The organism is Micromonospora sp. LOL_013 (assembly GCF_048060315.1).
In the GTDB taxonomy this organism is placed as follows: domain Bacteria; phylum Actinomycetota; class Actinomycetes; order Mycobacteriales; family Micromonosporaceae; genus Micromonospora_E.
The window spans coordinates 60,245-75,802 of record NZ_JBHMIQ010000006.1; the positions used below are offsets into that span (position 1 = coordinate 60,245).

A 15,558-nucleotide genomic window follows, 5' to 3' on the forward strand; every position below is an offset into this window, starting at 1 on the left:
GAACGGTTCCTGCCAGCACCGAAGGCGGCGCCGACCGGCAGTAGTCGGACAACCACCCTGAGCGGAACATCCGATGCTAACAACAGCTGGCGTTGACGACTGCCCGCTTTGTCCACTACATTCCGTGTTCGGCGGCCACCTGTCTGGCAACCGACAGTAGTCGAAGCGGTGGTAGCGGCCGGGTACGATCACGCCGGTACCCCGACCCCCGTTGCACGGAGTTCTCACGTGATCAACCGTCTCGCGGACCAGGCCAAGGGCCTGGTCCGGTCCCGCCTTACGGCGGCAGAGATCAACCGGCGGCAGGTCCCGACCTTCCAGACCACCGACGTACGGACCGGCACACCGACCGTCTACTACCTCGCGCCGGACAACCCACAGCCCAGCGGCGGGGTACGGGTCATCTATCGCCATGTCGACCTGCTCAACGACATGGGCATCCGGGCGTACGTCATGCACAAGGACCCGGCGTTCCGCTGCACCTGGTTCACCAACCAGACGCCCGTCGTCGCGGCCACGAACGCCACCCTCGGCCCGACCGACATCCTCGTCGTCCCCGAGTGGTACGGACCCGGTCTGACCACGATCCCGCGCGGGCCACGCCTCGTGGTGTTCAACCAACGGGCGTATGACACCTTTGACCATATCCCGTACCCGGATACCCGCCCCGGTGCGCCCTACGCCGACCTGCCCGGGATGACCGCGCTGCTGGCCGTCTCGCACGACAACGTCGAGCTGCTCAGCCACGCCTTCCCGAACATCCCGGTCCGGCTGACCCGCAACGTGATCGACCCCGACGTGTTCGCTTTCGGCAGCTGGCCCCGGCGACGGCACATCGCGTACGTCGGGCACCGGCGGGCCGACGAACGCGACCAGTTGCTGCACATCCTGCGGTCCCGCCGGGTGCTGGACGGCTGGGAGGTCACCCGGATAGCCGGACGCACCGAGCAACAGACCGCGGAGATCATGCGCGACTGCGCCATATTCCTGAGCTTCAGCGACCGGGAGGGCTTCGGCATGCCGCCGGCCGAGGCGATGTCCTGCGGCGCGTACGTGGTCGGCTACCCCGGCCTGGCCGGCCGCGAGTTCTTCGACCCGGCCCACTGTGCGCCGGTGCCCGATGGTGACCTGCTGGCCTTCGCCCGAGCCGTCGAGCAGGCCTGCGCCACCTGGGTCACCCAGCCGGAGGAGCTGGCCAGGCAGGCGGGTGCCGCTTCGGCGGCGGTGCGAGACCGTTACACCGTCGCCGGCCTACGCGAAGACCTGACCGCCTTCTACCGCCCGCTGCTGACCCCCGGCTGACCGGTCCACACGGCCCGCCCCGCCGGTCCCCCGCCCGGCACCGGGGCCGCACCGACCCGCTCGGTCGTCAGATGCCGTGCCGGATCCAGGTGCGGTAACGGGCGTCGTTGCGCAGTCGACGCTGCACCACGCTGGCGGCGAAGCCCGGCACCAGCGGGGCGAACCGCGCGCCGACCGCCCGGCGCCGCTGCAGCCCAGCCCAGTGCGGCAACTGCTCTGCGGCAGAATACGTCTCCCGGGCGAACTCCACGTACCACTCGACCGGCTCGCGGTCGGTCAGCCGCCGGTCGTAGGCGTGGCATGCCGATTCGAGAGCCTCGGTGGCCAACGCTTGACGGGCCAGGTCGTGCAGCTCCCGGGCCCGGGGCAAGCCACCACCGGGACCGTCGAACAGCACGTCGAAGGCGGTCCGCCGCTCGATCAGGTCGGTCCGCCGGCCGGACGCGGCGGTGACACTGACGCTGGCCGAGTGTTCCCGGTGCCAGGCCTGGTCGGCACCGTCGACGTGACCGACGTCGGAAACCGCCGCCACCCGCATCCAGGCCTCCATGTCGCAGGCGTAGCGCATCCGGCTGTCCCACGGGCCGACCTCGGCGTAGACGCTGGCCCGGACCACCGCCTCGGGAGTGGTGATGCAGTTGACACCCAACCGGCACCGCTGTGCGATCCAGTCCTCGCCGGACCAGATCGTCCAACCGGTGACCTCGGACCGGAACTCGGTCGGCACCGCCCCGTGGAAGTGCACCGGATGGCCGTACACCAGACCGACCTCGGGGAACTCGTCGAACAGCCGCGTCGCGCGGGTCAGCGCCCCCGGGGTCAGCAGGTCGTCCGCGTCGAGCCGGACGACGAACTCCCCTGTCGCCACCGCCAACCCGTCGTTGAACGCCACGCAGGGTCCGTGGTTGGTCTCGTTGTGCACCACGACCAGCCGAGGTTCGTCGGCCCGGAGGGTGGTCAGCACCTGCCGGGTGTCGTCGGTGGAGCAGTCGTCCACGACGACCACCTCGACCTCGACGCCCTGCTGGGCGAGCGCGCTGCCGATGCTCGACGGCAGGAACCGCCCGTAGTTGTAGCTCGGGATGATCACCGACACCCGTGGCGTCCGGGCCGGATCACCGGCCGGGACCGGTGCCGGCACCCGGGTGCGGGGCAGCAGCGCGCGGCGGGCTGGCAGAGACACGTACACCTCTTTCAGGGTCGGACCGCCGTGGCGAGCGGCGTCGTCGGGGCAGGCGGCACCGGCGGGGGCGAACCGGTGGCCGGGCCGTCGTCACTCGATCCACAGTCGGCTGGCTCGCCGCCGCCCGGTTGGTCAGCCACCTGATCGGCGACCTGGCCGGCCGCCTTGAGGTCCCGCAGCCGGCGCCGCAGCCAGGGCAGCAACGGCCCGGCGAACGCCACGGCCATAACGGCACCGCCGGCCAGCAACTGCCACAGCGTGCCCGACACGGTACGCACCATCAGCAGGCCGAGCGCCACCGCGGGCACCGCCACGGCCAGCGGCAGCACCAGCGCGCCGGCCAACGCCCGCAGTCGGACGCCGTGCCGACGCAGCGCGAACGCGTACATCGGCAGGATGATCAGCGCGCAGACCAGCGCATGCCCGAACCCGGCACCGACCAGGCCGTACCAGCGCACGCCGAGGATCACTGCGGGGAAGAGCGCGACCAGCCAGACCACCTGGGCGACGAACAACGCCCGGCTCGCGCCGACTGCGATGAGGTAGGTCGCCACCAGGTCGAACAGCACCCGGAACGCCCCGAAGAAGGCCAGACCGGCCAACGCGTCGGCCGCCATCGACCAGCGCTGACCGTACAGCAACGGCACCACGACACTGGCCAACCCGGACAGCAGTACGCCGACGAGCAGCGCAACGGTCCAGGTCAACGCGGCGGCCGAGACGAATCCGGCGGCCTTGCGCCGGGGATCGGTCACGGTGGCGAAGGCCGGCAGCGCCACCGCCCGGATCGCCACCCCGAGGGCGCTCATCGGCCAGGTGGAAATGTTGAACGCCAGAGTGTAGAGGCCGAGCATCACCGTTCCGGCAGTGGCGCCGACGGTCAGGTGACCGACGTTCATCACCACCCAGGACAGGACGTTGGCGCCGGCCAACGGCACGCCGAACCGGATCAGGCTGTGGGCCACCGCCGAGTCGAACCCGAACGTCGGCCGGGACCGAGTCAGCTTGAACTGCAGTACAGTGACCATCGACTGGGCGACCACCCGGGAGATCGCCAGCGACATCGCCCCGAACCCGAGCAGCACCAGGGCGACCGTGACCGTGGTGCTCACCACCAGGCTGGCACCGTCGAGGCCGAGCTGGGCCCGTTGCCGGAACTCCCGCTGCATGACCGCGTACGGCACCACCGACAGGCCGCTGAGCACCAGGGTCAACGACATCACCTGCACCACCCGGGTGGCCTGCGGGCTGTCCATCGCCGCCGACACCGGCCCGGCCGCCAGCGACATCGCACCGGCCAGGCCCAGGCTGGTCAACAACGAGATGGTGGTGACGGTGCCGGCTCGGCCCTGCACCCCGTGCCGGATGATGTCCGCGCTCATCCCGAGGTCGGCCAGGGACATCACGATGGTCTGCACGGTCAGCGCGACCGCGAAGACACCGAACTCCTCCGGAGCGAGCAGCCGGGCCAGCAGGACGCCGACGCCGAGGCTGCCGATCCGCAGGGCGATGCTGTTCAGGGTGCTCCACGCGAGGGCGCGCTTGACCCGGGCACCGAGCGGAGCTGGTGCCGTTGCTTCAGCTGTCACTACCGCTCCCGGCCGCGCTCCGACCGGCAGCGAATCGCTGCCGGGCCAGACTCGCCTTGAAGTTGAGCAGGTGGGCGGTCGGATGGGCCATGGCCCCGGCCCGGCGCGGCAGATTCAGCCGTTGCTCGGCCGCGTGGGCGTAGATGTCCGCCTGCCGCCGGCCGGCGGCCTGCAGGCTGAACCGTTCGACGACGGTACGGCGGCCGAACTCGCCGAGCTCGGCCCGCTGCCGGGGCTCGGCGGTGGCGAGTTCGGTGAGCGCGGCGGCGACCCGGTCGGTGCCGTCGGTGCCGTCGCCGAGGCCGTAGAATCCCTGGTCGAGGAAGACCGGCAGGGTCTGCGGAGTGAGCGGCAGCCAGAACCCCTGCTCACCCTGCACGACGACCGGCTTGGCGAAGGCCATCGCGCGCAACGCCGACGACCCCATGCCGATGACGATGTCGGCGGCGGCGTAGGCGTCACGCGGGTCGAGCATCGCGCCGGTGAGGGTGACCACCTCTGCGCCCCGCTCGGCGTTGGCCTTGTCGGCCGCCTGCTGGATCTCGGCGCGGGCCTCGCCGTCGCCGACGATCAGCAGCCGCATCCGCAGCTTCGGGTCGATGCCGGCCATCGCCCGGGTAGCGGCGAGCAGTCCTTCGAGTTTGAGTGCCGCCGCCAACCGGGACACCGACACCACAACGATCTCGTCGTCGGCGACGCCGAGGGCTCGTCGGGCCGGCCCGGGGTCGCTGACCGGAGCGTTGGCGTCAGTGTCGATCGGCGGTTCGATGACGTGCACCTCGGCCCGGTGTGGGCGTTCCTGTACGGCGATCTGCTCGGTCCCGACAATCAGCGGTAGATGCCGGGGCACCCAGGCCGGCACCTCCATGGAGAGCACGGTGACCACGAGTGGCACCCCTTGGCGCAGGTACGCGCCGTAGGCGGCCTCCAAGGTGGGTGCCCACTCGTAGGCGTGGACCAGGTCGATGCGACGGTGCCGGACGACGTCGGCGATGGCGGTGACGTTACGCGGTGAAGGCGCCTCGCCCTTCGGCGGCGCGTGGACGAACTCCAGGCCCCACTCGTCGACCATGCTTCGCAGCTCGCCGTCCGGACCGTAGATGATCACCTCGTGCCCGAGTCCGGCCACGGTCGCCGCGATCTCGATGGCGTTGATCTGGCTCCCGCCGATCTCCATCGTGTGCAGGCATGTGAGGATGCGCACCTATTGTCCCTTTCAGTCTCGGCGGAGCCGCCCTGCCGATGATTCAACGGCCTCGCCGCGACTGTCCTCAAGTGTTAGGCGTGAACACGACATCTACCCAGTAGTTGTGGTTGACCGAGTGGCCGGGGAACACCCAGCCGTACGGGTCGTAGTGGTACACACCCCCGCCGACCAGCACGTGCAGTGGCGAGCGGTCCAGCTCGGTTTCGGCGAACTGGTTGGCTGTCACGGCGTACTGGCCGACCGATGTGTGGTATGAGGCCACATAGGTGGTGTCCGCCACAATGGGCACCGGCTGATCAAAGGTGACTGTCTGCCAACCGGATTCCGTCTCGTCGGTGAACACCGCCGTCGCCAACCGGACACCGTCCGCCGTCCACAGCGACCCGCGATGCGTCCCGGTGTTGGCTGGGCCCTTGTAGAACCGGACACCGGTGACCTGACCGGCGACGTCGGAGCGGAACCGCACCCCCACCTCGACTGCGTCCTCGTCAGCCCAGTTCACCGCCGCAGGCACGTCCTCCGGGCCGAAGATGCTGACCGGCGGCACCGACGGATCGGGGCTCGGAGTCGGTTCGGGGCTCGGAGTCGATTCGGGGCTCGGCGACGGAGACCCGGTCGGGGTCGGCTCCGCGGTCGGACTGGGCCCGGTCGACGGCGACGGCGACGGTCCTGCCGGTGACGGGCTGGTGGTCGGCGTCGGCGTCGGGTCGGGGTCGGGGTCACCGGCACCGGGTACGTACATCGGGTCGACCCAGTAGTTGGCAGAGTTGTACGTCCCGGTCGGGAACCCGCCGCCGGAACCGTACCGGTAAACCCCGTTGTCACCCGCCGGTGCGCTCAACTGGCCACGGCTGTAGCCGGAGCCGAAGAACCCGGCATTGAACGCATAGTTACCGTTCGGCGCATAGTACGACAACACGTACGTCGTACCCGCCGACACCGCCACCGGCTCAGCGAACGCCGCCGCCTGCCAGCCCGTACCGCCGCCCTCCGGGAACGTCACCTCCGCCAGCGGCGCACCACCACCGACCGGCCACAACCGACCGACCTGACTACCGGTGTTCCCAGGCCCACGGTAGAACCGCATCCCGACCACCTCACCGTCCACCGACGGGGTGAACTTGACGCCCACCTCCACCGGGTCGCTCTCCCCGACCGAGGACTGCTGCGGAACCGCGTCCGGCTCGAACAGGGTCACCACGTCGTCGCCGTAGGTCGTGGTGAACGACCAGGTGTACGGCTGCGCCATCGTCGTCCCGTCGCTGCTGGCCCGCACCGATGCGGTGTAGGTGTGCAGCGACCGCAGTGCGGTGTCCGAGGTGAACGTGGCGAGCCGGGTCGCGCCGTCGTAGCCGACCGTGCCGGCAACCGGCTCGGACGCCGCGTCGACCAGCTCGAACTCCAGCGACGACTCGTCGATGTCGATGTCGAAGTGGGCGGAGACCACCGTCTCGGCAGCCACCCCGGTGGCACCGGGTGTCGGCACCGTCGCGGTCACCGCCGGTCCGCTCTCGTCCGGCCGGCCGGACGACGACGGGGAGGGCGACGGGGACGAACCGTCACCGGTCGGCAGGAAGTACGGGTCGACCCAGTAGTTCGCCGCACCGTAGGTCTGGGTCGGGAAGCCACCACCGGCGGTGTAGTTGAAGACACCGTTGTTCTCCGCGGTGGCGGTCAGCGGGCCACGGCTGTAGCCGGAGTCGAAGAATCCGGGGTCGTAGGCGTAGTTGCCGTTCGGCGCATAGTACGACAACACGTACGTCGTACCCGCCGACACCGCCACCGGCTCAGCGAACGCCGCCGCCTGCCAGCCCGTACCGCCGCCCTCCGGGAACGTCACCTCCGCCAGCGGCGCACCACCACCGACCGGCCACAACCGACCGACCTGACTACCGGTGTTCCCAGGCCCACGGTAGAACCGCATCCCGACCACCTCACCGTCCACCGACGGGGTGAACTTGACGCCCACCTCCACCGGGTCGCTCTCCCCGACCGAGGGATGTTGCGGGACCACGTCCGGCTCGAACAGGGTCACCACCTGATCGGAGAAGCTCGAGGTGAACGACCACGAGTACGGCGCGTTCATCGGCACGTCGGCGTCGTCACGTGCGGTAACCGTCGCGGTATAGGTGGTCTGCTCGGTCAGCGGCACCACCGGGGTGAAGGTGGCCCGGCGGGCCGCAGCGTCGTAATTGACGGCACCCGCCACCGGCTCGTCGGCCGGGCCGGCCAGAGTGAACTCGATGCTGGCCTCGTCAACCGGCTTGCTGAACACGATCGACGGGGTCACATCCGCCGGCACGTTCGCCGCGTCCGCGATCGGCACCGTCGACGACACCGTGGGCGGTGCGTCGTCGGCGGTCACGAAGGTCACGTCGGCGTAGTAGTTCGTCGAACCCCACGAGTTGTTCGGGAAGCCGGGTCCGTCCTCCCGGTAGACACCGTTGCCCACCGGGCCTGCAGTGGCGGGTGCCAGCAGGGGTCCCGAGACGTGATCGGTCAGGAAGTAGCCGCCGTCGCTGGCGTACCGCCCTTCCGGTGCGAAGTAGGAGACCACGTAGCTGGTGCCGGCGGAGACCGGGACCGGGGTCGGCAGGCTCACCTGCTGCCAGCCAGTCTCGGTCTCGGCGGTGAAGACTGCCGTGGCCAGCACCGAACCACCGTTGGTCCAGAGCGTGCCACGGTGCTCGCCACCGTTACCCTCGCCCTTGTAGAAGCGCAGGCCGGTGACCAGACCGTCGATCTGAGGAGTGAACCGCACCCCGACCTCGACCGCCGGCTGAGTGCTCAGCGGCTCGCCGTCTGGCCTGCCATTGTCGGTCTCGACGAACGCCGGGGTGTCCGGCACCGCCTCGCCGAACAACGAGTACGGTCCGGAGACCGACAGGGCGACCGGGTCGGACGGTGTGCCCAGGTTGCCGCTGTCGTCGACTGCCCGCGCCAGCACCACGTGTGCGGCGGTGTCGGTGGGCAGGAACTCGTAGGTCCAGGAATGCGTACCGGTGGTGACCGGGTGCCAGGTGCCGCCGCCGTCGGTAGAGACCTCGACGCCGGCGACCAGCCCGCCGCCGGCGTCGGAGGCGGTGCCGGTGACCGTGACCGGCGCGCCGTGGGCCACGGAGCTGCCGTCGGTCGGTCCGGTGATCGTCGCGGTGGGTGCCAGCGCGTCGACGGACTGGCTGGTCACCACGATGCCGCTCATCGGGGTGGTCGGGGCCGCGCCCATGTCGGCGAAGAGGTTGATCGTGGCCTGCTGGATCGCGTCGTCGGCGGGCGCACCCGAGCCACCGTCGTGGTAGGCGTCGAGCCCCCACGCCCATTGGATGGTGCCGGCCCCGAAGACCAACGCACCGCTCGGTGCCCGGTACATGGTCATGTGGTGGGTGGTCTCCCCCGGCTTGCTCTCCGGACCGTAACCGACCAGGTACTCAGGGGTATGGCCGGTGGTGGTGGAGAGCCGGAAGGTGCCGGCCGGCCGGAAGCCGTTGTCCAGGTCCTCGTTGGACTCGTAGCCGACGGTGTGCGGCGCGAGGGTGGCGGTCTGGCCCGGAGCCAGCTCGGCCACGCCGGTGTGCCGCCAGAACCGCAGCCTGCCCTGCTCGGCGGGGACCTGCATGGCCAGGTCGGTGTTGTTGGCCATGTAGAGGTTGCCGACCAGCGCGTTTTCCGGCTCGCGCACCTCGCCGGTCGGAAAGCGTGGGTCACGCCACACGCCGGTCCACTCGTCCGACGGGTCGATCCGCGCGTTGTTCCAGGTCTCCTTGTAGCAGACCAGGGTACGGTACGGCGTACCGTCACCGTCGACGCTGTCCTCCCAGCGGACCTTCCAGTAGACCTCGTTGCCGGTGAAGAACGCCAGGTGCACTCCGGCGTCGCGGGCTGCCTCGACGTTGGCCCGCTGCTGCGGGGACCAGTACTCGTCGTGCCCGACGGAGACGTACACCTCGTGGTTGAGCAGCAGTTCACCGCGGACGTCCGCGTCGAGCCCACTGACATAGCTGACGTCGTATCCGTTGCGCTCCAGGAAGCGGATCATCGGATACTCGTTGGAGAAGAGGAAGTCGCGCCCCTGCTGAGCGCCGCGGGTGGCGAACGGCCGGTTGTAGCTCAGCTTGTAGGCGCGGTACGCCGGACCTTCGCCCCAGTAGAAGTCCGCTCCGCCGTAACGGTTGTACGCCTGCCAGGTGGTGTCGGAGGTCTGGAACACCAGCTGCGAGGTGCTGGTGTCGTCTCGCACGATGAACGGGATGTGGCTGTCACCACCGGTGTCCGAGCGGATGAGTCGGGCAATGTAGACCCCGGATACGGCGTCGGCCGGCACGTCCCAGGTAGCGCCGACCTGCCAGGTGCCGCAGTCGAAAATTTGGGTGTCGGTGGCGCGCACGCAGTCCGCGTCGGTGTTGGCCACCAACGGCAGGCTCGGGGTCAGCGTGGCCCACTCCCGTGCGCCGTCACCGCCGTACCAGCCGAGCCGGTAGACCTTGATTGTGTACGCGGACGCCTCGGTGCGCACCTTGAAACCGATTTGTTCCCCGACGTTCACGCTTATAGAGGTTGCGAAGCCCTGGATCGTTGGGTCACCGACCCCGGAAATATCCCATACCGAACTCGGCGTTCCCGACTTGCTGTTCTCACAGGCGATCACGTTGACCGGAGGTGCGCATGGATCGGTGGACGCAGATGCCGCCGGCATCGCGATCATCAGGGTCGCCATCATGACGACGGCGGTCGCGACGACGACGAAGTGCCGGCTGCCACGATCAAAAAATTTAAATACGCCCGCCCTCACCGAATGTCCCTTCAGGAGCCAGCCCAACGCGATACCGCGCGCCTCCCCCAGCTACGCAGCGCCGACGCTACCAGCGTGAGCCAAGCTCACAACCGGGCATGCATCTGACCCTCGGCGCGACCCGGACAGCCCACCCATCACCCATTCGGACAACCAAGCCACGGACAACGTGTAATGATCCGCATTCATACGGTTAATCAATAGACATTCTTTGAGATGTCGGATCGACGACCGAGGTGGCCGAAGAACCGAGCTTCTCGGGCACCGGCACTGGCACCGGCCTCGTTATGAACCGAACCACTGGGGCGTTGACGTCCGCACCTTCAACGCCGGGTGACTGAGCCGCCACACAGCACCGCACATGCCCACCATCAACGACATCGCCGTTGCGTAGGTGCTGAAGCTCAGCGAGTCGAAGGTGAAGCCCGCCGCGATCGCAACCAACTGAACCGCGACGAGGATCGAGCAGAGGTGCCGGTCACGCTCCGACGTCGACCTGCGCCTGGCGAGTAGCGCGACGACGATCGCGGTGACGTGCAACGCGGCGAGCACCATGACCCCGATCACGCCGTTGGTCAGGGCGAAGGCGAGCCACTGGTTGTCGAGGTACTGGTACTGGGGGGACACCCAGGTCCCGGTCCCCCGCCCGAACCACGGTCGTTGTGTGAAGTAGTACCCGACCATATCGTACCGCTCGGTCCGCGAGGTGATGCTCGGGTCCGTACTCGCTCCGAGGAACATGTTGGTGATCGTGGTGACGAGTGACGGCTTCACCACAGCCATTCCGGCGAACATGACGAGACCCAGCACCATCATGTTGTAGCGCATGCGCCACGCCCAGATGGGCATCAGCACGAGCAGCACGATCGCCAACGCCACGAATCCGGTCCGGGACATCGTCGCCGGGATGGCCGCAGCGATGAGCAACGCCAGGAGTGCGAACATCTGCCGCTGTCGAGAGGTGGCCGAAAAGCGTGCAAAGTGGATCGCGAACGGAAGAGACATCGCCATCAACAGGCTGAACTCGATGTAATGGAAGGTTGTGCTGGGCACCCGTACGCCGCCGCCACGAATCTCCAGGCCGACGACCCAGCCTTTCATCTGCAGGCCGGGTACCCGCATGTACTGGGTCAGATCAAAGTACAAGAATGCCTGAATCAGCCCAACCACGGCGACGAAGGCACAGCAGTAGACAAACACCCGCAGTACGCCGTCGAGACGGTCCCAGTTTGGCATGCCGTCGGCGGTCAACAGGATCACCCCGGAGATCGCCGCAGCGGTCAGCATCCAGCGGTCCGCCGAGTTCGCCTCCATCACGGTCAGCCCGCGGAGGAATCCGATGGCGTACGACAGCAGCATCGACAGCAGGAAGGCCAGGATCGCCCAACGCAGCGGTTGCGGCCCGGTGAGCACCAACCGCGAGTTGAGCCGGGCCGTCATCCACCAGAACCACATCAGGATCGCCACGACCAGCGCCGGGCGCCCCAGATCGGTCATTCCCGGCAGAATGAGGTGCGACGGGATCAGCGTCAGCAGGCAGACCATGAGCGACAACATGACCGGCGCGTCGATCCTGGTCAGCCTGCGGCGGGTCACATAAGTGCGTTCGCTGATCCACGCCGGTTCGAGGTCTGCCGGGTGCACCCCGGACGACATCACCGGATCCTGCCCTCGGTCATCGTGCCTGGCTGCCGTTCTTGGACGTCTCCGACGGCGTCCACTGCTCACCGCCAGCACCGGACTTGGGCAGGATAATCGTCGCGTCGTCGCGGACCGCGCGGATCACCGCCGTCTCGTCGTTGGTCGACGGCGTGACCGGCTGCTGGGTGGCTGGCTGCGGCTGGGGCGGCTGTTGCGGAGTAGCTGGCCGTTGCTGCGTGGGCTGCGGTGCGGTCGGCTGCGATCCGGAGGTCTCCCCGTCAGCGCTGTCGGCCCGGTCGTCAACCGCTCGGAAGGTCAGCGAGCCGTTGCCAACCAGCCCGCCGATCTGCACCGGACCGCCGACCAACCCGCTACCGGCCACCGGTGCCTCACCCGGCGACGACTCGGCGCTGCGATGCTCATCCGGACGGCTCATTGAACGGCTCTCCTGGCGACCCTGCGAGGCGTTGCCGGAGCTGTAGACACCGCCGGGCTTACTCGCCGCCGCGCCGTCGCGGTCACTCGCCCGGGGGCGCGGGACCGGCTGTGGGCGCGACACCGACCGCGTCTGATCGGTCCGCCCGGCCATCGGTGGGATGGTGATCGTCTCGTCGGTGCCGGTGGTGACCGGCACGGCGGCCACCGGTCGGGGCCGGCGGCGCCGCAGCAGACCGTCGATCCCGATGGTGAGCGCCGCGCTGAGCAGGACGCCGACCCCGGCGACCGCGATCGTCGCCCGGTTGACCTTGGAGTTGGCCTCCTGGATGTTGTCGCCCCGGTCGAGACGGCGAGCGGTGATGAAGCTCTCCTCGCTCGCGCCGTAGTCGGCCTGCAGCCCGACCACGCTCGCCTCCAACCGGCGGACGACCTCCTCAGTCGTCTCGGTGGCCTGGTCCTCGGACTCGCCGACCACCTCAATCGTCATGATCGGCTGCTGGTTGTCGAGGGTGATCGCGACGTTCTCGCTGAGGCCGGCGGCGTCCAGTTGCTTGAGCACGGCCTGGTCCTGCACGGTGAGGGCAGCGGCCCGGCTCAGCGACCCCAGCCCCAGCTCCAGCCAGGGGTTACGGGGAGTAGTGGGGGCGTCCTCGTCCGGAGCGGTATTGGCCGCAGTAGGCGGGATCAACTGGACGTAGGAGGTCGCGATGTAGTCCGGCTCGACGGCCATTCGCGTCCATCCGGCCGCAGCGACCGAGATGAGCAACAGCGGCGTCGCGACGTACCAGCGCCGGAACAGCAGTTTGGTGAGATCCCAAAAGTCCACTGCTGTCCTTCCATTGGGTGGCGAGGTCGGGGCGCTCGTCTTCCATCGTATGGCCAGCCGAGAAGCATGCGGGTGCGGCGTAGGACATCGGGGCCCCCGCCGGGTTCAGTGTCCGGCCGGGCACGGCAGATCCGCAAGCCTCCGACCGCCGCCTCATGCCGGACATATGTCCCGTTACGCCACACCGAACGATTGAACCGTACCGACAGTCGCCAAGGCGGCAGCTCCGAACCGGCTGTCAGGGGGACAGAGCGATGGGCCGGGTGGACGCCGCTAGCGTCCACCCGGCCCATCGAATCGGACCTTACGGCGTGATCTTGTAAATGTGGTAGCTGTACTCCTCGGCGAAGGTGTCCCGGATCGCACCCCCACTGATCGGCACCGAACGGTTCTCGAACAGCACCTCGGCGGTGTCACCGGTCACGCCGGGCGGCAGCGCCAGCGAGTGGCCGCCGGTCGGGGTGTCCTTGCCGAGCATCGCGAAGACGTAGAACGAGCCGTCGTGGGCCTTGAGCATCGTGTCCAGCCCGTTGTTGAACTCCCACTCGTAGGACTGGGTGTTCAGCACCGGTGCCAGACTGGTGATGCGCTTGTTCACCTCGGCCACGGCCGGGCGGACCGCGTCACCGCACTGCTCTCGCAGCACGTGCTGCGAGAGGCACGGCCCGCCGAAGTTGTGGTTGAAGTACTGGATGCCCCGAGCCTCGTTGATCACCGAGTTCATCACCGCGCCGGCGATTTGTGCACCGGTGATGGTCGGTGCCCAGTCCTCAGTGAACGGGTGCCCCACCTCGACGAAGGCCCACACCGGCTGCCGCTTGCCGTCCATCGCGTCAAGTTCACGCATCCGCTGCATGGTCAGCCCGTAGTTGGCCGCCCGCCGGCAGTTGTCCTTGTTCACGCCGTACGTCGGTCCCTCCGCCGCGGCGGTGCAGACGTGCGGGTCGGTGTACCAGTAGATGTCGTTGGAGACGACCGAGCTGAAGCCGTTGACGAACTTGCCGGCGTCGGAGTCGGACTGCCAGAACATCACGCCCTTGCCGTAGTTGGCGTAGCGCAACCCACGGTCACCGGACGGAACGGTGCCCGACTCCTTCTTCATCACGTCCAGCCCGCAGCCGTCCCGGCTTGACGCGCAGATCGGACCCTGGCCGGGGTAGTTTCCGGTCCACGTACCGTTGCCCGGCCCGCCCCACATATCCGCTTCGTCACCGATCACCCAGCCGACGCTCTCGTTGCCCCGGTCGCTGAACGGCTGCGGGATAAAGGCGTACATGTCGTTGCGCCTGATCAACGCGACATCCGACTGGTCGGTGAGCATGACGTAGGTGTTGAGGCCGGCCGCCTTGTCCCGGTCGATGTCCTGCTGGGTGTACACACCCTCGTACCAGACGCCGATCGGGAAGAACGACGGGTCGGTCCAGCCGGAGGCACGGGCCTGCGGGAAGTTCGCGTAGTACGCGGGGCCGCCCTCCCACGGCACCCGGGGCAGGTCGAGCACGGCCGGCGTACCGTCGGTCGGCGAGGCCGACGGGCTGGCCGACGGGGTAGCGGTCGGGCTGGCCGACGGCGACGGTGTCGGCGACGGCTCAGCGGAGGCCGTCGGCGACGGCGACGGTTCCGGCTGTTGCGATCCGGTCGGCTCGAAGGCGAGGTCGACCCAGTAGTTGCTGGCCTTCCAGGTCTGGCGAGGGAAACCACCCGATCCGTAGGCGTAGACGCCAGCGGTGCCGTCGGCCCGCAGCGGACCGGCGGACACCGGTCGTTCGAAGTAGCGCTGGGTGGCCCGGTACCGGCTGGTGTGGTACGAGGCGATGTACACCTCGCCCGCCTCGACCTCGACCGGCTCGGGCAGCGCGACATGCTGCCAACCGGAGCGGGATTCCCGCTTCGGTACGGCGGTCGCCAGCCGCTCGCCGTCCGCAGTCCACAGGTTGACCCGGTGTAGACCGCGGTCCCCCTTGGCTTTGAGGAAACGCACCGCGGTGACCACCCCGTCGCGGTCGGCGGTGAACCGCACGCCGAGCTCCACCGGCCGGGTGTCCGGGTCGACCGGCACCCGGGACACGTCCGTCTCGGCGAACAGGGTGAAGCCGTCGACCTGCTCCCCAGCGACCGAGGCGGTGACCACCGTCGCGGTGGCGAGGAAGCTGACCACCACCGCGCTGATCATCACCAGCCGGCCGCGACGGCCGGTGGGGCGACGCAGCATCCGACGCCGGCCGCGACTCGACCCCACCGAGCTCGCGTGCCGGCCGGTCGCGCCCGGGCCGGATTCGGCGGTGGGGCGCGGCGACGGGCGACCGGCCCGCCGGGCGCGCGGCGACCCGGGTAAACCGGACGAACTGGCCGTGGACGATCCCGGGATCGGTTCGTCCCGCCCCCCGTCCGGCTCAAAAGAATCCTTGCTCACCACGAGATGTACACCTCTCGGGACATGGTCCGTTGTCGGTATTGCGTTCGGCGGATCTCCCCCAGGCACTCCCCGTCCCGACGGTACGCAGCGAACTACGCCGACCGACCGGGGCCGAGGCTGACGTTAACCCAGGCCACGGACCTTCCCAAGGAACTTAATGCTCTCTT

8 protein-coding genes are annotated in these 15,558 nt (G+C 68.9%); 1 reads left to right on the forward strand and 7 read right to left on the reverse strand.

Annotation, left to right across the window (positions count from 1 at the left end; translation table 11 throughout):
• The first annotated feature begins 228 nt into the window (after positions 1–228).
• Positions 229–1,302, forward strand: a complete 1,074-nt coding sequence (locus tag ACFHWS_RS05975) for a glycosyltransferase (RefSeq protein ID WP_416556158.1) — start codon at positions 229–231, stop codon at positions 1,300–1,302.
• Between the two features lie 67 nt (positions 1,303–1,369).
• Here ACFHWS_RS05975 and ACFHWS_RS05980 read toward each other — a convergent pair whose 3' ends face one another.
• The 7 genes from ACFHWS_RS05980 to ACFHWS_RS06010 form a co-directional block, all read right to left on the reverse strand.
• Entirely contained in the window at positions 1,370–2,485 is a 1,116-nt protein-coding gene (locus ACFHWS_RS05980; RefSeq protein WP_416556157.1) for a glycosyltransferase family 2 protein, read from the reverse strand.
• 11 nt (positions 2,486–2,496) lie between these two features.
• Positions 2,497–4,074, reverse strand: coding sequence for a lipopolysaccharide biosynthesis protein (locus ACFHWS_RS05985; protein ID WP_416556156.1), 1,578 nt, complete (start codon positions 4,072–4,074; stop codon positions 2,497–2,499).
• Positions 4,064–5,278, reverse strand: coding sequence for a glycosyltransferase (locus ACFHWS_RS05990; RefSeq protein ID WP_416567784.1), 1,215 nt, complete (start codon positions 5,276–5,278; stop codon positions 4,064–4,066). The genes ACFHWS_RS05985 and ACFHWS_RS05990 overlap by 11 nt, the downstream gene beginning before the upstream one ends.
• A 67-nt stretch (positions 5,279–5,345) precedes the next feature.
• Positions 5,346–10,070, reverse strand: coding sequence for a DUF4082 domain-containing protein (locus ACFHWS_RS05995; protein WP_416567785.1), 4,725 nt, complete (start codon positions 10,068–10,070; stop codon positions 5,346–5,348).
• Between the two features lie 285 nt (positions 10,071–10,355).
• Positions 10,356–11,726 (reverse strand): O-antigen ligase family protein, encoded by a 1,371-nt coding sequence (locus ACFHWS_RS06000; protein ID WP_416567786.1) that lies wholly within the window; start codon positions 11,724–11,726, stop codon positions 10,356–10,358.
• 19 nt (positions 11,727–11,745) lie between these two features.
• Positions 11,746–12,975, reverse strand: a complete 1,230-nt coding sequence (locus ACFHWS_RS06005; protein WP_416567787.1) for a hypothetical protein — start codon at positions 12,973–12,975, stop codon at positions 11,746–11,748.
• A gap of 304 nt (positions 12,976–13,279) precedes the next feature.
• Complete coding sequence (locus tag ACFHWS_RS06010) at positions 13,280–15,214, reverse strand: DUF4082 domain-containing protein (protein WP_416556151.1); 1,935 nt, start codon at positions 15,212–15,214, stop codon at positions 13,280–13,282.
• Positions 15,215–15,558 lie beyond the last annotated feature (344 nt).